This is a genomic window from Micromonospora sp. NPDC049203 (assembly GCF_043197215.1).
In the GTDB taxonomy this organism is placed as follows: domain Bacteria; phylum Actinomycetota; class Actinomycetes; order Mycobacteriales; family Micromonosporaceae; genus Micromonospora.
Window position 1 is genome coordinate 160368 of the sequence record NZ_JBICSV010000010.1, and the last position, 18718, is coordinate 179085.

The 18718-nt window shown below is 73.6% G+C and carries 17 protein-coding genes; 8 read left to right on the forward strand and 9 right to left on the reverse strand.

Annotated elements, in window-relative coordinates; translation table 11 throughout:
• Nucleotides 1-86: 86 nt before the first annotated feature.
• Both ACGFIA_RS24300 and ACGFIA_RS24305 read left to right on the forward strand, forming a co-directional pair.
• Nucleotides 87-1493, forward strand: a complete 1407-nt coding sequence (locus ACGFIA_RS24300; protein WP_393262255.1) for an acyl-CoA synthetase — start codon at nucleotides 87-89, stop codon at nucleotides 1491-1493.
• 49 nt (nucleotides 1494-1542) lie between these two features.
• A complete protein-coding gene (locus ACGFIA_RS24305; protein ID WP_357384449.1) occupies nucleotides 1543-2280 on the forward strand; it encodes a zf-HC2 domain-containing protein in 738 nt (245 codons plus the stop codon).
• Between the two features lie 61 nt (nucleotides 2281-2341).
• On the opposite strand, the gene ACGFIA_RS24310 is transcribed toward ACGFIA_RS24305, so the two are convergent.
• Nucleotides 2342-2908, reverse strand: coding sequence for a sigma-70 family RNA polymerase sigma factor (locus ACGFIA_RS24310; RefSeq protein WP_357384447.1), 567 nt, complete (start codon nucleotides 2906-2908; stop codon nucleotides 2342-2344).
• A 153-nt stretch (nucleotides 2909-3061) separates the two neighbouring features.
• The gene (locus ACGFIA_RS24315; RefSeq protein WP_357384445.1) at nucleotides 3062-3535 is read right to left on the reverse strand and encodes a molybdenum cofactor biosysynthesis protein; all 474 of its coding nucleotides are present in this window, start codon (nucleotides 3533-3535) and stop codon (nucleotides 3062-3064) included.
• A gap of 90 nt (nucleotides 3536-3625) precedes the next feature.
• Here ACGFIA_RS24315 and ACGFIA_RS24320 point away from each other — a divergent pair, with 90 nt between their 5' ends.
• Nucleotides 3626-4825: a hypothetical protein gene (locus ACGFIA_RS24320; RefSeq protein WP_393262259.1), complete on the forward strand. Its 1200-nt coding sequence runs from the start codon at nucleotides 3626-3628 to the stop codon at nucleotides 4823-4825.
• Nucleotides 4826-5029: 204 nt separating this feature from the next.
• Here ACGFIA_RS24320 and ACGFIA_RS24325 read toward each other — a convergent pair whose 3' ends face one another.
• The 5 genes from ACGFIA_RS24325 to ACGFIA_RS24345 form a co-directional block, all read right to left on the reverse strand.
• Entirely contained in the window at nucleotides 5030-6103 is a 1074-nt protein-coding gene (locus tag ACGFIA_RS24325; RefSeq protein WP_357384441.1) for a PIN domain-containing protein, read from the reverse strand.
• 35 nt (nucleotides 6104-6138) lie between these two features.
• Nucleotides 6139-6363 (reverse strand): hypothetical protein, encoded by a 225-nt coding sequence (locus ACGFIA_RS24330; RefSeq protein ID WP_357384439.1) that lies wholly within the window; start codon nucleotides 6361-6363, stop codon nucleotides 6139-6141.
• 122 nt (nucleotides 6364-6485) lie between these two features.
• Nucleotides 6486-8075 carry a DHA2 family efflux MFS transporter permease subunit gene (locus ACGFIA_RS24335; protein ID WP_357384437.1) on the reverse strand — a complete coding sequence of 530 codons (1590 nt, stop codon included), beginning with the start codon at nucleotides 8073-8075 and terminating at the stop codon, nucleotides 6486-6488.
• A 306-nt stretch (nucleotides 8076-8381) separates the two neighbouring features.
• On the reverse strand, nucleotides 8382-9023 hold the full coding sequence (locus ACGFIA_RS24340; RefSeq protein WP_393262263.1) for a DUF305 domain-containing protein: 642 nt from the start codon (nucleotides 9021-9023) through the stop codon (nucleotides 8382-8384).
• Nucleotides 9008-9757 carry a lytic polysaccharide monooxygenase gene (locus ACGFIA_RS24345; RefSeq protein ID WP_357384433.1) on the reverse strand — a complete coding sequence of 250 codons (750 nt, stop codon included), beginning with the start codon at nucleotides 9755-9757 and terminating at the stop codon, nucleotides 9008-9010. Before ACGFIA_RS24345 ends, ACGFIA_RS24340 begins: the two co-directional genes overlap by 16 nt.
• A gap of 243 nt (nucleotides 9758-10000) precedes the next feature.
• On the opposite strand from ACGFIA_RS24345, the gene ACGFIA_RS24350 reads away from it, so the two are divergent.
• Nucleotides 10001-12058, forward strand: a complete 2058-nt coding sequence (locus ACGFIA_RS24350) for a cellulose binding domain-containing protein (RefSeq protein ID WP_393262266.1) — start codon at nucleotides 10001-10003, stop codon at nucleotides 12056-12058.
• A 7-nt stretch (nucleotides 12059-12065) separates the two neighbouring features.
• Here the strand turns inward: ACGFIA_RS24350 and ACGFIA_RS24355 are convergent, their stop codons facing one another.
• Nucleotides 12066-12908 (reverse strand): phosphatase PAP2 family protein, encoded by an 843-nt coding sequence (locus ACGFIA_RS24355; RefSeq protein WP_357384429.1) that lies wholly within the window; start codon nucleotides 12906-12908, stop codon nucleotides 12066-12068.
• 74 nt (nucleotides 12909-12982) lie between these two features.
• Complete coding sequence (locus ACGFIA_RS24360) at nucleotides 12983-14623, reverse strand: MDR family MFS transporter (protein WP_393262269.1); 1641 nt, start codon at nucleotides 14621-14623, stop codon at nucleotides 12983-12985.
• A gap of 122 nt (nucleotides 14624-14745) precedes the next feature.
• Here ACGFIA_RS24360 and ACGFIA_RS24365 point away from each other — a divergent pair, with 122 nt between their 5' ends.
• The 4 genes from ACGFIA_RS24365 to ACGFIA_RS24380 form a co-directional block, all read left to right on the forward strand.
• The gene (locus ACGFIA_RS24365) at nucleotides 14746-15336 is read left to right on the forward strand and encodes a TetR/AcrR family transcriptional regulator (protein ID WP_393262271.1); all 591 of its coding nucleotides are present in this window, start codon (nucleotides 14746-14748) and stop codon (nucleotides 15334-15336) included.
• 79 nt (nucleotides 15337-15415) lie between these two features.
• Nucleotides 15416-16747, forward strand: coding sequence for a low temperature requirement protein A (locus tag ACGFIA_RS24370; RefSeq protein WP_393262274.1), 1332 nt, complete (start codon nucleotides 15416-15418; stop codon nucleotides 16745-16747).
• A gap of 21 nt (nucleotides 16748-16768) precedes the next feature.
• Nucleotides 16769-17833, forward strand: a complete 1065-nt coding sequence (locus ACGFIA_RS24375; RefSeq protein WP_393262276.1) for an SRPBCC domain-containing protein — start codon at nucleotides 16769-16771, stop codon at nucleotides 17831-17833.
• 262 nt (nucleotides 17834-18095) lie between these two features.
• The coding region (locus ACGFIA_RS24380) for a non-reducing end alpha-L-arabinofuranosidase family hydrolase (RefSeq protein ID WP_357479272.1) at nucleotides 18096-18718 on the forward strand (623 nt) is incomplete at its 3' end.

Here is an 18718-nt window from a genome sequence, read left to right on the forward strand (position 1 = left end):
ACACATACCCGACGGCGTGCCCGGCGGGGGTGGCCCGGCCGGTTAGGGTCGCGGTACATCGGCGGACATACCGGGAAGGGGTGCCCGTGTCGCTGCTCAGCCGGCTCGCCGAGACCACCGACGAGCGACCCGGGGCGGTCCGGGTCGGCGACCGTTCGCTGTCCCGGGTGGAGCTGCGCCGCGCGGCCACCGCCGTCGCCGACGACCTGCGCGGCGCGACCCGGGTGGCGGTGCCCGCCACGGCGAGCCTGGAGACCGTGGTCGGCGTGGTCGGTGGGCTGCTCGCCGGCGCGGCGGTGGTACCGGTGCCGCCGGACGCCGGCCCGATGGAACGCGATCACATCCTGCGCGACTCCGGCGCGGAACTGCTGCTCGCGCCGCCGGACGCACCGGACACCGACGCCGCTACGCCGCCGGTCGTACCGCTGGACCTGGCGCGTCGCTCGGACACCACACTCCCCGAGCCCGATCCGGCGACCACCGCGCTGATCCTCTACACCTCCGGCACCACCGGCGCGCCGAAGGGCGCGGTGCTGTCCCGCCGCGCGGTCGCCGCCTGCCTGGACGGGCTCGCCGACGCCTGGGCCTGGGCCCCGGACGACGTGCTGGCACACGGCCTGCCGCTGTTCCACGTGCACGGGCTGGTGCTCGGCGTGCTCGGCCCGCTGCGCGTCGGCAGCCGGCTGCACCACGTCGGCCGGCCCCACCCCGAGCGGTACGCGGCGGCAGGCGCCTCGCTGTACTTCGGCGTACCCACGATCTGGTCCCGGATCGCGGCGCGCCCCGCGGCGGCGCGGGCGCTGCGCGGTGCCCGGCTGCTCGTGTCCGGCAGCGCCGCTCTGCCCGAACCTGTCTTCGCGGCGCTGGCCGGGCTGACCGGGCACCGGCCGCTGGAGCGGTACGGCATGACCGAGACCCTCGTCACGGTGAGCGCCCGCGCCGACGGTCCCCGGCGGCCCGGCACCGTGGGCGTGCCGCTGCCCGGCGTGCGGACGCGGGTGGTGGACGAGCACGGCGGCCCGCTGCCGGCCGACGGCGCCGCGATGGGTGAGCTTCAGGTGCGCGGCGGCACGCTCTTCGACGGCTACCTGAACCGGCCGGACGCCGACGCGGCCAGCCGCACGGCGGACGGCTGGTTCCGCACCGGCGACGTCGCGCTCGTCGGCCGGGACGGCGTCCACCGGATCGTCGGGCGGGCCGCCACCGACCTGATCAAGAGCGGCGGGTACCGGATCGGAGCCGGTGAGGTGGAGGACGCGCTGCTGGCGCATCCGGGGGTACGGGAGGCGGCGGTGGTCGGCACGCCCCACCCCGACCTGGGGCAACAGGTCACCGCGTACGTGGTGGGCGACGGCGTGGCCGAGGCGGAGCTGATCGACTTCGTGGCGCGGCACCTGTCCGCGCACAAACGCCCCCGGCAGGTACGGCTGGTAAGCGCGCTGCCCCGCAACGCGATGGGCAAGGTGCAGAAGTCCCGGCTGACCGGGGCGTGACCCGCACCCCGCCGGGAACCAGCGCGGCGCTCCCGACGACTATCCCTACATGGCGTGTGAGCAGTGGCGGGAGATCCTGTCGGCACAGTTGGACGGTGAGGCGTCCGCGTCGGAGATCGAGGCGGCCGAGGCCCACCTGACCGGCTGCGCCGGCTGCCGTGGCTGGTTCGACTCCGCGGCGTCGGTGATCCGGCGGGTCCGTACGCAGCTCGCCCCGCGGGTGCCCGACCTGGTCGACGCGGTGCTGGCCGCCGCGCCGCCGCCCCGGCCCAGCCGCCGCCACCGGATCACGCTGGGGCTGCGCGGGGCGCTCGGCCTGCTCGGCGCGGTGCAGCTCGTGCTCGGCCTGACCCAGATCGGCCGGGAGGCGGTCGTCACCCACGCGCACGCCTCCGGCCAGCACCTGTGGCACGAGTCGGCGGCGTGGAACGTGGCGGTCGGCGCCGGATTCCTCTACGTGGCGACGCGCCGGTCCACCCCGTCCGGCCTGTTGCCGATGCTCAGCGCGTTCGTCGCCACGCTGGTGCTGCTGTCGGTGAACGACCTGATCATCGGACAGGTGGAGATGACCCGGCTGGTCAGCCACGGCTTCCTGCTGGTCGGCTGGGCCGTGATGCTGGTGCTGTCCCGGCTCGGCCGCCGTCCCGGCGACACGCCACCCGGGCAGCGCCGGTCGGACGGCTCGCGGTGGGCGCTGCGAATCGAGGAACCGCCCGCGCCCGCGCCGCTGCGGCTGGTGCCGCCCGGCCCGTACCCCGCACAGGCCCGCGACCGGCGCGCCGCCTGACGACCCGCCGCGCGAGCCTGCCGGCGGGCTGTGCCAGCGGTCGAGGCGGCGGGTCGCGGTCTCAGCGGGCCCGGCGGTCGCGGGCGTCGCCGGACCAGGCGGCGACCAGGTCCTCGCGGGCGCGGGCCACGCGGGAGCGGATGGTGCCCACCGGGCAGCCGCACACCTCGGCCGCCTCGGCGTAGGACAGGCCGAGCACCTGGGTGGCCACGAACGCCTCCCGCCGGTCCGGCGCCAGCGCGGCGATGAGACCACGCAACACCACCCCGTCGTCCCCGCCGCCGGTCACCGCGCCGGCCGCCTCGGCGGCGGTCTGCCAGTCCGGCAGCGCCGCCAGCCGGGGCCGGGTGGTCGCCGTCCGCACGTGGTCCACCGCGACCCGGCGGGCGATGGTGAAGATCCAGGTACGCGCCGACGACCGGCCCGCGAAGCCCGGCAGGCTGCGCAGCGCCCGCAGGAACGTCTCCTGGGCGAGGTCGTCGGCCTCGGCCGGCCCGGCCAGGTGGGCGAGGAAACGCCACACCGGCACCTGGAGGGCCCGGACGAAGGCGGCGGCGGCCAGCCGGTCACCCCGGGCGGCGCGCCGCGCCCAGCCGGTGACCTGCTCGTCGTCGGCGTCCGGTCTCATCCGCGGCCGGTCCGCCGGTCCGGCATGCTCATGCCGGACGGTACGGATAAGAGCCCCGCTCGGTTCATCAGTGGCGTCCCTCCTGCCGGCGCGGCGGTACCGGCCGCCCCTCGGTTGGTCGGCCGTCGCAGGGACAAAGTTCCCGGGACATCGTCAGTCTTCGACGGACACTGTGACCGGCCCGACCCGCAGCACGCCGTCGGTGAGCGGGGCGCACCGGATGCCGGCGCGGCGGCGCATCGCCTTCCACGTACCGGGCTCGACCACCACGTCCAGCCAGGCGCAGGGCGGCGCGGCCCGATGCGCCCGCAGCCGGACCGGACCGTCGCCGGAGTCGAGCGTGAGCACCCGGCCCACCAGGTCGTCCACCGGAATGCCCTCGGTCAGCACGTTGCGCCGCAGCTGGGTGAGGTCTGTGCCGGGCGGCAGTGACTCCCGCGCGATCAGCGTGACGCTCGCCTCCCGGTGCGCGGGACGGCCGAAGTAGCGGTCACCGACGATGCCGAGTCCGGCGCGTACCCGCACCTGGTCGACCAGTTCGCCGGGTGGCGCCGGGGCGGGTCCGTCCGCCGGACGGCCCACGTACCGGTGCACCGGCGAGGCCAGCAACTGGACGATCCTCGGCATGCCCGAAGTGTAGTAGCGGGCATAACATCGCCAAAGCGGACGATAGCCACGTTCACGTATCCGCCCTGGTCACGGCCCGTTGTACCGGGTGTGACGGCGAGGCGACCAGAAGCGATCGGAGCTCATCCGCGACGGCGGCTGGCCTGGGCGCGGCGCGAGAACGAGCGCCGGCGTCAGGCGTACGAGACGGCGGCCCGGACCTGGCGCCGCCGCGCGGAGCACCTCGACCGGCTGGCGATCGAGGCGGCCGGCTTCCGGGGCTGCGCGCTGCCGGGCACCGCACTGCCGGTGCCGCTGGACGAAGGTGAGGTCGTCTACCGCATCCTGTCCGCCGTCGACCTGGTCGAGGCCACCGCCCGGCACGTGCCCGGACTACCCGCGCCCGGCCGCACCCTCACCGGCCGTCTCGGCCCGGCCGACGGCCCGCCACCGGCCGGGCTGCGCGTGGTCGACAGCGGTGCCGCCGTGGTGACCGACCGGCGGGTGACCTTCGCCGGGCGCGACGTCCGGCGGGACTGGCCCCTGCGGGACCTGCACGGCCTCGGGCACCACAGCGACCGCCCGGTCACCCTGCTCCACGGCACCGACGGCGGCGCACCGGCGGGACTGCGCGTACCGGCGCCGGGCGCGGCGAACGCCCGGTTCTACCTCACCCTGGCCCACGCCGACGCCACCGGCACACGGCAAGCGGTCGTCGAGGACATCGACACGCTGCGGTCCGCCCACCGGGCCGCCCGTCCCCGGCCACCCCGTCCGCTCGGTCCGTGGGACGCCCCGGCCGAACCGGCACTCCCCCGGCGGCTGGTGGCGGCGGGCGTCGCGGCGGTGGCCGTGCTGCTCGGCGTCACGTCCGCCGGCACCTGGAGCGCCACCGCCGGGCAGACCGACCCGGCGCGCCGGCCCGCGTCCCACCCGGCGGGCACGTCCACCACGGCAGCCGCGCCGCCGGCACAGCCCACGGCCACTCCGGCCGGTCCGGCGTCGCCCTCGACACCCCCGCCGACCCGGCCCGCACCGCGACCGGAGCCCTTCCCGAATCCCGCGACGTGGTCGGATCCGGCAGCGCGGCCGGGTACGCGAGTCCTCACCACCGCGCCACCTGTAGCCGGACCGCCACCGTCGCACCCCGGCAACCGCCCGCCGGCACGCGCCGATCCGTCCACCCCGCCGGCCGCCCAGGCGACCTCGGCGCCGACCGCGAGCCCCACGGGTGATCCGGGCACGACCGGAGCGCCAAGCCCGACAGCAGAGCCGAGCCCCACCCCCTCACCCGAGCCGCCCCGACCCTGATGTCCCCGCCGATCACCCCGGCCGCCGCCCCGGCCTCAGATCCCCGGTGAACCCGACCCCTTCCCGACCTGCTCCCCCGTCCCCCGTCCCCCGTCCCCCGTCCCCCGTCGATCTTGCACTTTCGGCCCCCAGGACGCCGGATTCGCCCCATATGGGGGGGCCGAAAGTGCAAGATCGCGAGGAGAGGGACGGGCGGGGTAAGGGTCAGGAGGGCTGGGGGGTCAGCAGGTAGTCGCCGTCTTCGGGGCTCCAGCGCAGCTCCACCGCGCCGCCGGTGGCGGCGGCCTTGCAGAACTGGAGGAAGCTGCGGTAGCCGAGCTTCTTCTCGCTGAAGTCCGGCCGGGCCCGCCGGAGCTGGTCCTTCAGGCCGGACAGCGCCACCGCGCCACCGTCCGCGGCGAGGTCCACCACCACGGAGCGGAGCAGCCCGAACGCGACCTCCCGGTCCCCCTGTTCGGGAAGCGACACCTCCGGATCGCCCTTCGCCGGCCCGGCGGCCAGCTCCACCACGTTGTGCGCCGCGAGATGACGCAGCAGTTCGCCGAAGGTACGGAAGCCGTAGTCGGACTCGCTGAACGTCGGGTCCTTGCGGAGCAGCGCACGTTTGAGCGCGGACGCGGTCACGTCGCCGCTGGAGCTGCCCTGCATGCCGGCCACCGTCTGCACGAGCTGCACGGCGAGCGTGTCGACGTCCCGCGCCGACTCGTCCTCGGCCGGGACGGTCTCCACCGCCGGCTCGGGCGCCGGCTCCGCCGGTGAGGGCCGGGCCGGGCGCGACCGGCGGGCGGCCGGGGGCGGCACGTCCACACCTTCCAGGCGGTCGTAGTAGAGGAACTCGTCGCAGGCCGGGGGCAGCAGCGCGGAGGTGGACTTCTCCACCCCGACGCCGATCACCCGCTTGTTGAGTTCGCGCAGCTTGTGCACGAGCGGGGTGAAGTCGCTGTCGCCGGTGCAGATCACGAACGTGGAGATGTAGCCGCGCTCGAACGCCAGCTCGACCGCGTCCACCGCCATCTTGATGTCCGCGGCGTTCTTGCGCGAGGCGCCCATCCGCTGCGGGATCTCGATCAGCTCGACGTGTGAGCGGGTGAGCATCCGGCGGTCCTCGTCGAAGTACGACCAGTCGGCGTACGCCCGGCGCACCACCACGCGCCCCCGCTCGGCGAGCGCGTCGGCGATCGGCCGGAAGTCGAACGGCCGGCCGCCGTGATGGTCCCGTACGCCGAGGGCCAGGTTTTCGTAGTCGAGGAACAGCGCGATCCGGTCTTCGTGATCCACACTGGCAGCCTAGCCCGGCCGGAGCGCCGGACCGGTCAGCGCCGCTCGTCCCGGTAGACGGTCTCGCGGCGGGCCACGCGCTGGATCGCGTAGCTGGCGACCAGCAGCAACAGCGCGAGCGCCACCTCGACACCGGCGATGGTGCCGTTGGCGACGGTGAGACCGAGCAACAGCAGGATCAGCCCGACGACGGCGAGCAGTCCCGCCAGCAACAGCCGGTTGCGCCGTCGCGCCGACCGCTGCGTGTCGTGTCCGCTCACGCCGTCCGCCTCTCCCCGGCTCCGTTTTTCCGATCCTAGGCGCTGGTCACCGCCGGGGCAGCGGATCACGACGGCCGGGGGCCGGACACTGACGCGTCCGGCCCCCGGTGTCACGGCGGCGGTCAGTGGATCGGGATCGGCGCGGGGCGCTTGTCCTCCCCCGTCTCGCCGTCGAGCAGGTGCGAGGGCTCCCGGCGGCGGGGCAGGAACGCAGCCGGGACGAACGTCAGCAGCACCAGGCCGAAGGCGACCCAGAACGTGGTGGAGAAGGAGCTCGCCGCGTAGTCGAGCCCGCGTTCGATCAGCGACGGCGGAACCGGGAACTGCTGGAGCAACTCGGGCCGCTGCTGGGTGGCGATGGCGAGCTGCGCCTCGGTCAGCGTGGCGCCGGTGCCCGGGTCGACGGCGCCGGGGATCGGCCGCGAGCCGTTCAGCTCGCTGGTGAGGATGACCGACATGACCGCGGCGCCCACCGAACCGCCGATCTGCTGGAGGATGTTGACGAGCGTGGAACCGCGCGCCACCTCCGCCGCGCTGAGCGTCTTCAGCGCCGAGGTCATGATCGGCATCATCGTGCCGCCCATGCCGAGGCCCATCACGAACAGCGAGCCGCAGAGCAGCCAGTACGACGTGTCGGTGCCGAGCTGGGTGAAGGTGAAGAACCCGGCCGCGATGAGCACGAGCGCGAACGGCACCGTACGGCCGACCGGCACGCGATCGGCGAGCATGCCGGCGATCGGCATGGTCAGCATCGCGCCGATGCCCTGCGGTGCGATCAGCAGGCCCGCCGTCAGCGTCGTCTCGCCGCGCACCTGGAGGAAGTAGCTCGGGAACAGCAGGCCGGCACCCATGAACGCGATGATGAAGACGAACATGGTGACGGCGGCGATGGTCAGGTTGCGGTTGCGGAAGAGCCGCAGGTCGAGCAGCGGGTGCCGGGGCCGGAACGAGTAGAGCACGAAGGCGACCACGAGCGCGCCACCGACGAGCATCGGCAGCCAGACCTTGGTGTCGGCGACGGTGCCGGTCTCGGGCAGCGTGGAGATGCCGTAGAGGAACAGCGCGAGACCGGGCGAGAGCATGAGCATGCCGAGGAAGTCGAACGACTCGGACGGCTCGGCGTTGTCCCTGGGCAGCGCCAGCTGGGCGTAGACCAGGGCAACCAGGCCGATCGGCAGGTTGATCAGGAAGATCCAGTGCCAGCTCGCGACGTCGATCAGCCAGCCGCCGAGGATCGGGCCGGTGATCGGGCCGAGCAGCATCGGGATGCCGAGCACCGCCATCAGGCGGCCGATGCGGTGCGGGCCGGCGGCCCGGGTCATGATCGTCATGCCGAGCGGCATGAGCATGCCGCCGCCGAGGCCCTGGACGACCCGCCAGGCGATCAGCTCGCCGATCGAGTCGGCAGTGGCGCAGAGCCCGGAGCCGATGGTGAACAGCGCCAGCGCCACCATGTAGAGGCGTTTCGTGCCGAACCGGTCGGCGGCCCAGCCGCTGAGCGGGATGACGGTGGCCAGCGCGAGCGTGTAGCCGGTCATGGTCCACGCGACGCGGGCGTACGAGGCGTCGAACTCGCTCTGGAACGTCGGCAGCGCCACGCTGACGACTGTCACGTCGAGGATCGACATGATCGCACCGAGCACGACGACGCCGGCCACCTTGAGTACGGCGGCGTCGAGCTTCGTCGACGTCGCGACGGGTTGGTGTGTCACTGACGGTCTCCTGGGGATCCGGTCCGGCACTTCGAGGCGGTGGCGGCGCCGCGCGCCGTGGGCGGAGCGCGGGCGGAACGCGCGGCGGGGCGACGTCCGGGCGACAGCGTAGCGATGACCTGGGACAGCACGCGGCCGGTTTTGCCCAGAGGCGAACCGCGGTGCTGCGGCAGGCGGCCGCCCCGGCGGCCCCGGGCGCTCCGGCGGCTCGCGGAAAGGGCTGGTGCGCGCCGGTTCGTGAACCTTGTCGGGACGGGGCCGGCGGCGGCGACCGTGACGAAGGTCATGCCCCACGCGGACCGCCGCTCAGCCCAGCCCGGCCATCAGTTCGACCTCGGCCGTACGGGAGCGGTCGATGCGGCGAGCTAGGTCGCGTACCCGTTCGCTGGTCCCGGCGGTGACCTGGGCGCGGGCCAGGTCGGCGGCGGTGCGCTGGTGCCGGCTCAGCACGTCGCGCAGCACCCGGTCGGCGTCGGCGGGCGCGGCGGCGCGCAGCCGGGCCAGTCCGGCGGCGGCGTCGCTGTGTCCGGAGTGGTCGTGCCGGGCGGCAGCGGCGGCTGACGGGTCGGCCTCGCGCAGCCATCGGCGCATGGTGGCCAGTTCGTCGGTCTCGGTGGCCCGGACGGCGGCGGCGAGCGTGCGCAGCCGCGGGTCACCGGCGCGGTCGAGGCCGAGCCGGACGATCTCCAGCGTCTGCTCGGTGTGCGCCACCATCATGGCCAGGAACAGCGCGTCGATCCCACTCACCGTGGCATCCGGGCCGGACGGGACCGAAGCCGTGGCGGACGGGGCCGGCGGGGACGGATCGGCGGCGGGCGGCCCGCCGCAACCGGTCAGGGCCAGCAGCGCCGCGAGCAGTGCCGTGGCCGGGCCGACGGCGGGCGCGCGGCGGAGCCGGGGAACGGCCGGCTCCGCCGCGCGGGTACGCGGGCTCAGATCTGCTGCCACAGCGCCGGAACGTTCGGCGGTTCCCAGCCGGCGATGGCGGTGTGCGCCTGGCGACAGCGGTAGCCGCGGCCGTCGTAGGTGACCGTGTCGCCGACCTGGTACGCCCGCCCAGCGGTCCACGTCCCGCCCGGCGCCGGGGTGCTGGTCCGGGTGGGTGTGGGCGACGGCGCGGGCGTGGTGGGCGCCGCGGTCGGGGTGGGCGACGGGGTGGGGTTGCCGCCTCCGCCGCCGATCTGGAGGTCGACGCAGGAGTAGAACGCGTTGGCGGTGTCGGAGATGTTCCATATCGCCAGCAGCTTCTGCCGGCCGGAGAAACCGCCCAGGCCGACCGTGTGGGACACGGTCGCGCCGGGTTGGCGGCCCCCGCCGTCGACGACCGCGACGCGGGTGCCGCCGATCCAGTACTCCCAGTTGGCGGTGGCGTGCCGGGCGGTGTTGACCCAGGTGAACGTGACGGTGCTGCCGACGGAGGTGGCCGGCCAGTTGCGGCTGTCGTCGTTGAGTACCGCGAACTGGGCGATGCCGGCGTGGCAGCTCCGCAGACCCTTGGGGCCCTCGACGCTCTGCGGTTCGTACTTGATCTGGCCGCAGTCGGGCACCCGGTTCTGCGCGCAGAGCGCCTGCCGGCTGGGTGGCGAGGAGACGTAGCCGTGGGCCTGCGCGGGTGCGGCGAGCGCGAGCGTGCCGGTGACGGCACCGGCGGTGAGCAGCGGGAGGGTGATTCTTCGACGCATGGTGGCAACTCCTTCGGGCGGAACGGAAGGTGCCCCGAACATAAATTAAACATTCTTAACAGTAAAGACTCCTATCTATAAATTAAGTCCTGCACGACCGGCGCCGGGCGTATGATCCTGATCGATGGCTCGCCGCGCGGAGCCGACCGTCGTTCCTGGGCATCCCGCCGCCGCAAGGCGTCCGGGAGGACGACGCAGACCGGGCATCGCCTCGTCGTCCCACTCCCCGGAGGACACCCCCACATGAGGAGATCCACCGCGTTCGCGGCCAGCCTGCTGCTTGTCGCCGCCGCGCTCAGCACCGTCGGCGGGCCGGTCGCCGCCGCCGACCCCGCCGACCCGGTCACCGTCACGGTGAACACCCGCGCCGGGCTGGCCACCGTCCCGGCCACCGCGCTCGGCGTCAACCACGCCATCTGGGACTCGCAGCTCGGCAGCGCCGAGACGTCCGACCTGCTCAAGGCCGCGGGCGTGAAGATGCTGCGCTACCCCGGCGGCTCGTACGCCGACATCTACCACTGGGAGACCCACACCGCGCCCGGCGGCTACGTCGCCCCGAACACCGACTTCGACACGTTCATGGCCGGTGCCCGCCGCATCGGCGCCCAGCCGATGATCATCGCGAACTACGGCACCGGCACGCCCGCCGAGGCGGCGGCGTGGGTCCGCTACGCCAACGTCACAAAAGGCTACGGCGCGAAGTGGTGGACAGTCGGCAACGAGAACTACGGCAACGGCCACTACGGCTCGGCCTGGGAGGCCGACGACCACCCGGACAAGAGCGCCACCCAGTACGCACGGCTGGTGGTCGAGTACGCCGACGCGATGAAGGCGGTCGACCCGAGCATCAAGGTCGGCGCGGTGCTCACCATGCCCGGCAACTGGCCGGACGGGATCACCGCCGGATCCGACCCGGGGCCGTGGAACCAGACGGTGCTCTCCCTCGCCGGTCCGAAGATCGACTTCGTGGACGTGCACTGGTACCCGGGCGGCAACGCCGCCGACTCGCTGGCCCGGACCAACCATCTGCCCGACGCGGCCTGGCTGCTGCGCCAGCAGATCGCCCGGTACGCCGGCCCCGGGGCGGACCGGATCGGGATCAGCTTCACCGAGCTGAACGTGGACGCCGGCCGCACCACGGCGCCGGGCGCGCTGTTCCTCGCCGACGCCTACAGCGGCCTGCTGGAGCAGGGCGTGTTCACGGTGCAGTGGTGGAACGTGCACAACGGCATCGGCACGGTCTCCGAGGTGGCCGGGCAGACCGACTACGGCGACTTCGGGCTGCTGTCCAGCGGCAACTGCACGAACGACGGCGAGGTGTGCCAGCCGGCGTTCAACACGCCGTTCGCGCCGTACCACGCGTTGTCCATGATGAACCTGTTCGCCCGGCCCGGTGACCAGCTCGTCCGCGCCGGAACCGACCAGCCGCTGGTGGCCGCGCACGCGGTCCGCCGGCCGGACGGCAGCCTCGCGGTCCTGCTGCTCAACAAGGACCCGGAGAACGCACACCCGGTGGCGCTCGACTACGCCGGGTTCACCCCGGCCGACGAGGCGCCAACAGTGCACACGTTCACCAACGGCGCGACCGCGATCAGCACCGCCCGCGCCGGCAGCGCGGCGGCGCGGACGCTGCCGCCGTACTCGCTCACCACGCTCGTGCTGCGACCGGCCGGCAGCTCGGCCGGGCGGCCCGGCGCCCCGGGCCGGCCGACGGCGAGCGCGGTGACCGACCGCGCGGCGACCATCTCCTGGCCGGCGGCCACGCCGGGCGCGTCGCCGATCGCCAAGTACGAGGTGCACCGGCAGTACGGCGCGGTGAGCGAGCAGCTCGGCGAGACCGCCGGAACGTCCCTCACGGTGGGCAACCTCGAACCGGGCGCCCGCTACACGGTCAACGTGCTGGCCCGGGACACGGCCGGACAGGTCTCCTGGTCGTCGCCACCGCTGACGTTCGCCACCGGCAGCCCGGCCGAGAGCTCCTGCGCGGTGCGGTTCAACGACGACAACGACTGGGGCAACGGGTACGTGGCGAACGTCGAGGTGATCAACACGGGCGCGAAGGCCGTCGACGGCTGGACGCTGACCTGGACCTGGCCGACGGCCTGGCAGCAGGTGAGCAGCGGGTGGAGCGCCACCTGGGACCAGCAGGGCCGCGACGTCCGGGTGACGCCCACCGCCGACAACCGGCGGCTCGCCGCCGACGGCGGGAGCACGACTGTGGGCTTCGTCGGCGCGTACAGCGGGCCGAACGTGCCGCCGGCGGCGTTCCGCCTCAACGGCACGGTCTGCACGCTGCGCTGAGGAGTCCTCAGCCGCGGCCGGGTGGCCGCAGCCGTACGTCGGCCGCCGCCGGGACCTTCGGGTTCCGGCGGTGGCCGGCTCGCCGGGGCGCCGGCACCACGTGCGGGCGCACCGGTCCGGACGGGAGCGTGGGCGGTTCCGGCACGGCCGTCGGCAGGACGGCCAGGATCGCCACGAGCAGCACCACCGCGACGACACCGTCGAGCCAGTAGTGGTTGCCGGTGACCACGACCACGAGCGCTGTCGCCAGGGGGTGGAGCAGCCAGAGCCAGCGGAGGCGTCCGGTGGTGACCGCCATCAGCGCCAGCGCGATCGCCAGCGCCCAGCCCACGTGCAGCGACGGCATGGCCGCGTACTGGTTGCTGAGCTGGTCGGTGTCGGGGGGACCGTAGACGCTCGGGCCGAACCGGGTGCCGGTGTCGACCATCCCGGTGAGCGCGGTCAGCCGGGGCGGCGCGAGCGGAATGCAGACGTGGAGCACCAGCGCCACCGCCGTGAGCGACGCCAGGGCGCGGCGCAGCCGCAGGTAGTGGGCCGGGCGGCGCAGCCAGAGCCAGACCAGGCAGAGCACGGTGGCCGGGAAGTGCATGTAGGCGTAGTACGAGTTGGCGACGCGTACCAGCAGCTCCTGCGACAGCAGCGGCCCCTGCACGAGCATCTCGTCGGGCAGGCGCAGCAGCCGTTCCAGCCGCCAGACCCACTCGCCGTTTGCCAGGGCCACCTCGGCGTGCCCGGCCACCACCTGCCGGCCCGCCTTGTAGGCCAGGAAGAGCACGGCGACCAGCGCCAGCTCACGCGCGGCCCGCTGCCATACGGCGAGACGGGTGGGCGCGGTCCGCGTGACGTCCACGGCTCCTCCTTCGGTTCGTCCCCGCATGGGCCAGGGCCGCCGCCGGGGTCGGCGACGGCCCTGGGGGTACGGGCTCAGCGGCGGGCGCGTTCCTCCCGGCCGGCCGAGTCCACGCTCACCTCGTCGAAGGCGGGCGCGCCGTCGACGGCGTCCGCTCCCACCGCCACCGATCGGCCGGTGTCCGGCAGGTCGAGGCTGGAACGCAGGGTGACCGGACGCAGCAGCAGCGCCGCCACGATACCCACCACCGCGATGGCGGCCGAGATCAGGAAGATATGCCCGGTCGCGTCCCCGTATGCGGCCCGGACGATCTGCCGGACCGGTTCGGGCAGCGCGTCGAGGTTGAGCGTGCTGCCGCCGCCTCCGCCGGAGGTGGGGATGCCGGCCGCGGCGAGGTCGTGTGTGATCCGGTCGGTGACCCGGCGGGCGAGCACCGCGCCGAGCACCGACACGCCGATGGTGCCGCCCAGCGAGCGGAAGAAGGCGACGCTGGCGCTGGCCGCACCGATGTCCTTGAGCGACACCGTGTTCTGCACGGCGAGCACCAGGTTCTGCATGGTCATGCCGACGCCGACGCCGACGATGAACATGGCGATGCCGACGAAGACCAGCGAGGTCTCGTGGTCGATGGTGCCGAGCATGACGAACCCGATGACCAGCACGACCGCCCCGAACACGATGTACGGCTTGACCTTCCCGGTCGCGGTGATCATCCGGCCGGTCACGATCGAGGAGATCAGCACACCGGCCATCATCGGGATGGTGAGCAGGCCGGCCTCGGTCGGGCTGTAGCCGCGGCCGATCTGGAAGTACTGGCCCAGGAAGACCGCGCCGCCGAACATCGCCATGCCGACCGCGAGGCTGCCCAGGATCGCCAGGGCGGTGGTGCGCTCCCGGACGATGTGCAGCGGCACCACCGGCTCGGCGGCCCGCGCCTCCACCCAGACGGCGAGCGCGAGCAGGAGCACCGAGCCGCCGACCATGGCGCCGGTCTGCCAGGACAGCCAGGCGAACGAGTCGTCGACGAACGAGATCCAGATCAGCAGCACGCTGACGCCGGCGGCGATGAGCGTGGCGCCCAGATAGTCGATCTTGACGTTCTGCCGACGCACGGTGGGCAGGTTCAGGGTGATCTGGAGCAGGAACAGCGCGACGGCGGCGACCGGCACACCGACGAAGAAGCACCAGCGCCAGCCGAGCCACGAGGTGTCCACGATCAGGCCACCCAGCAGCGGGCCGCCCACGGTGGCCAGCGCCATCACGCCGCCCAGGTAGCCGTTGTAGCGGCCCCGCTCGCGCGGCGGGATCATGGCCGCGATGGCGACCTGCACCAGCGCCTGGAGGCCGCCGACGCCGATGCCCTGGAAGGCGCGGGCGGCGATGAGCTGCCCGGCGCTCTGCGCGAGGCCGGCCGCGACCGACCCGACCAGGAACACCACGATGGCGATCTGGATCAGCAGCTTCTTGTTGAACAGGTCGGCCAGCTTGCCCCAGATCGGGGTGGTCGCGGTGGCGGTGAGCAGGGTGGCGGTGACCACCCAGGTGTACTGCGTCTGCGAGCCGTTGAGCGCTCCGATGATCTTCGGCAGGGCCGTCGAGACCACGGTGCTGCTCAGCATGGCCACGAAGAGCACCAGCAGCAGACCGCTGAGTGCCTCCAGCGTCTTGCGCTTGCTCATCGGGGCGGCCTCAGCCGTCATGGTGGGTGCGCTCATGCGCGCGTCCTCCAGGTGTGTCGATACGGGGTGGCCGCTTCGTTGCTTCAAGCAATCAACACTAAACCTTGCCCGGTAGGCAAGTTTGCCCATTGAGAAGTCGGTCACCTACGCTGGCTGTCATGGAGGAGTGCACCGGGCTGCGGGAGCGGAAGAAGGCGGCCACCCGCCTGGCGCTGCACGAGGCGGCGCTGTCCCTCGCCGCCGAGCACGGCCCCGATCGGATCACCGTCGAAGCGATCGCCGACGCCGCGAACGTCTCCCGGCGGACGTTCTCCAACTACTTCGGCGGCAAGGAGGAGGCCCTCTTCCACGGCGACACGGTGCGGCTGCGCCGGCTCCTCACCCTCGTCGCGGAACAACCGGCCGAGCTGTCGCCGTGGGCCGCGCTGACCCGGGCCGCCCTGGCCCAGGCCGAGGACGGCTACGACGACCCGGCCGAGCCGTGGCTCGACCGGCGCCGCCGGCTGCACGGCCACCCCAGCCTGGCCGCCCACCAGGTCGGCGCGTACGCGGCCCTGGAGCGGGAGATGGCCACGGAGCTGGCCCGCCGGCTGACCGGACCGGACGCGGCGCTACGGGCCCGGATCGTCGCCGCGACGTTCCTCGCATCCCTGCGGATCGCCGCCCACGAGTGGCTGGAGCACCCCGGACGGTCGTCGCGCGACGTGCTGCGCGACGTGCTCGCCCTGGCCGCCCCCACGGGGGGCTGAGCGCGCCGCTCCCCATCGGACCGGTGGAATGGCCGGCGAAAGCAGCACCCGGCCTGACCTGGGCTGACACACTCGCCCGGTGGGTGGCGACCGGTGGCGCAAAGGGCTCGGGCCGGCGACCGGCGTCGCCCCCGCCACCCGGGTCGACCGGTTCGAGATCTTCTTCGACCTCGTCTTCGTGGTCTCCTTCTTCATCATCACGCGCGCCACCGCCGCGAACGTCACACCGCGGGAGCTGCTGCACGCGCTGCTGGTGCTCGCCGTGCTCTGGTGGTGCTGGGTGGTGCACAGCGCGGTCGCCGCCCGGCTGCGCCTGGGCGAGGGCTTCGTGCCGATCCTCATGGTGGTCGGCATGATCGCGCTGTTCACGTTCGCGCTCGCGCTGCCGCAGACGTTCGGCGACCTGGACAAGGGCAGCGCCGGGCCGATCCTGGTCACGATCAGCTACGTGGTGATCCGGCTCGTGCACACCGCCCTGTACTGGTACGCCACCCGCGACGACCCGCCGGCCCGGCGCAAGCTGCGGCTGTTCCTGCCCGAGGCGCTGGTCACCGCCACCCTGCTGCTGGTGGCGGCGCTGCTGCCGCCGCGCGTAGCCCCCGACGTCGGCCCGTGGCTGCGCGACGGGCTCTGGATCGCGGTCGTCGCCATCCAGTACAGCAGCGGCCTGCTCGCCGGCGCCGACGGCTGGAAGATCACCTCGGCCGAGCACTGGACCGAGCGGTACGACCTCATCCTGATCATCGCGCTCGGCGAGTCGGTCATCTCGGTCGGCGTCGGCGGCAACCTGCTCGGCCAGCCGGTCACCTGGCCCGCGATCCCGGCGGCGATCTTCGGCATCCTGTTCACCGCCGCGCTCTGGTGGGCGCACTTCGACATGATCGGCCCGGCCGCCCGGATCGCGCTGCACGCCGCGCAGGGCCGTCCGCGGGTCGCGCTGGCCCGCGACGCGTACGCGTATCTCTACCTGCCCATGATCGCCGGGGTGATCCTGTTCGCGATCGGCGCCGAGGAGCTGGTCCGGATCGTCACCGACCCGGCGGGCGGCCCGGCGGAGCGCGGCCACGGGCCGGCGGTGCCGCTGCTCTTCGGTGGCGTTCTGGTCTACCTCGCCGCCAACATGGCGTTCCAGTGGCGGGCGTTGCGGACGCTGTCCTGGACCCGGCTCGGCACTGTGGTGCTGCTCGCCGCGGCGCTGCCGGTCGGCCGGCACCTGCCGGCGCTCGCCGCGCTGGGCCTGCTCACCGCGATCTGCGTGGCCCTCGTCGGCGCCGAGCTGGTGATCTTCGCCGATTCCCGGGTCGCGTTGCGCCGGCTCATGCACGAGGAGAAGACGAGCGCCGAGGAGAGCGAGGCGGCCTGGCGGGCCCGCTGGCGCGAGGACGGCGACAGCGCCCCGCGCCGATCTTGACACAGGACCTAGAGTCTCCGCGTGATCGAGATCGTCACCGAGGTCGACCTGTTCCACCCGCCCGCCCGGGTCTGGCGGGCGCTCACGGAACGCGCGTTGCTTGCCAAGTGGTTCGCCGACAGCGCGCCCCGGTCCGACCGGTGGATCCTGGCCACCGCCGCGCTGCCCGGCTACGACGGCGACACCGAGGTGGAGACCGTCGAGGTGCGTGCGCCGCAGCGGCTGGTGGTCCGCTGCCGGGAGGACGGCCGGGCGACCCGTCTCGCCTGCGACCTGACCCCGACCGCGCTCGGCACCCGGCTGTCCGTACGCGAGGTGCTCGAAGACGGCGACTGGGACGCCGACGCCCGCGCCGAGCAGCACGAACAGGCAGTCACCGGACGGCTGCCGGCGATCCTCGACTGGCTGGCGTTCCAGAACGTCGACCTGCGCCGCGCCGAGGGCGGGCTGACCGCCGAACTGCCGGTGGTCCGGCTGCTCGGCGACGAGCACCGCCGGCCCGGGCGGCGCCGGGTGCTGCTGGCGGCCGGCGCTGTGACGCTGCTCGCCGCGGCGGCCGGGGCGACGGTGTGGGCCACCGGCGACGACCCGCCCGCGCCGGCCGCGCCGCTCCCGACGACGTCGCTCGTCATGCCGTCCAGCGCCACGCCGTCAGCCCGCCCCACGACCGCGCGGCCCACGCCCAGCCCGAGCCGCCGCAGCGCGTCGCCCTCGCCGACACCATCACCCACCCCCAGCCGTACGCCGAGCCCGACGCCCTCGACTGTCGCGGCGGCGCCGCTGAGTGCCACCTACGAGACGGTCACCGACCGGGTCTTCGGCTACCGGGGCCAGGTGGTGCTGCGCAATCCCGGACCGTCGCCGCGTCCGGGCTGGACGGTCACCGTGACGCTGCACGACGGCGCCACGGTGGGCAGCGTGAGCGGGGCCGAGGCGAAACAGGACGGCGCCGTGGTGACGTTCACCGGCGGCGTGTTGCCGGGCGGCGAGACCGCCACCATCCGCTTCGACGTCCGCGACCCCGACCCGGGCCACGACGCCCCCGCCGCCTGCGCCACAGAGAACACCCCCTGCACCCCCGCCTGAGGGCTTCACCACGTCGATCATGAAGTTGGGCCGTGGATTCGTCCGCATTCACGACGGCCAACGTCATGATCGCCGCATCCCGGGCGGGTGGGGCGTGGGCGGATGGGGCGTGGGCGGGCGGGGGTGCCAGTGCGGTGGGTGCGGAAATGGGTTGTTGAGTGCATGGGAGCGCTCCCGTAACATCCCTGACGCGGCTGTTAACGCTCACAAAACAATCGCCACCGCCAATGTCGGAGCCGCTGCCCCCGCAGGAGGTCATTCCATGTCCAGATCTAGGTCAGTCAATGCCATATTGGCGTCGGCAGGCGCCGCGCTGCTGGCGTCGGGGACCGTCGCCGTGGCCCTGCCCGCCGGGGCAGCCGCCGCCGGCTGCTCGGTCAACTACGCGATCTCGTCGCAGTGGCAGGGCGGCTTCGGCGCCAACGTCACCGTCACGAACCTCGGTGACCCGGTGTCGAGCTGGACGCTGACGTGGTCGTTCGGCGCCGGGCAGACGGTCACCCAGTCGTGGAACACGAGCCTGACCCAGAGCGGGTCCGCGGTCACCGCGCGCAACGTCGACTACAACGGGTCGATCCCGACCAACGGCAGCACGTCGTTCGGCTTCAACGGCTCCTGGACCAGCAGCAACCCGGTGCCGAGCAGCTTCGCGCTCAACGGGGTGACCTGCACCGGCGGCACCACCACGCCGACGGGCGGCCCGACCGGCGCACCCACCACAGCGCCGCCCACCACGGCGCCGCCGACCACCGCACCGCCCACGACACCGCCGCCGGGCAACACGTGCAGTCTGCCGTCGTCGTACCGGTGGTCGTCCACAGGTGCGTTGGCGCAGCCCCGGTCGGGCTGGGTGTCGCTGAAGGACTTCACAGTGGTGCCCTACAA

Excerpts from the sequence above, each read along its gene's own strand:
- ACGFIA_RS24350 (WP_393262266.1), top strand. The coding sequence starts at position 10,001 with ATGAGGAGATCCACCGCGTTCGCGGCCAGCCTGCTGCTTGTCGCCGCC.
- ACGFIA_RS24315 (WP_357384445.1), bottom strand. The coding sequence starts at position 3,535 with ATGCCGAGGATCGTCCAGTTGCTGGCCTCGCCGGTGCACCGGTACGTG.
- ACGFIA_RS24310 (WP_357384447.1), bottom strand. The coding sequence starts at position 2,908 with ATGAGACCGGACGCCGACGACGAGCAGGTCACCGGCTGGGCGCGGCGC.
- ACGFIA_RS24360 (WP_393262269.1), bottom strand. The coding sequence starts at position 14,623 with ATGAGCGCACCCACCATGACGGCTGAGGCCGCCCCGATGAGCAAGCGC.
- ACGFIA_RS24365 (WP_393262271.1), top strand. The coding sequence starts at position 14,746 with ATGGAGGAGTGCACCGGGCTGCGGGAGCGGAAGAAGGCGGCCACCCGC.
- ACGFIA_RS24305 (WP_357384449.1), top strand. The coding sequence starts at position 1,543 with ATGGCGTGTGAGCAGTGGCGGGAGATCCTGTCGGCACAGTTGGACGGT.
- ACGFIA_RS24345 (WP_357384433.1), bottom strand. The coding sequence starts at position 9,757 with ATGCGTCGAAGAATCACCCTCCCGCTGCTCACCGCCGGTGCCGTCACC.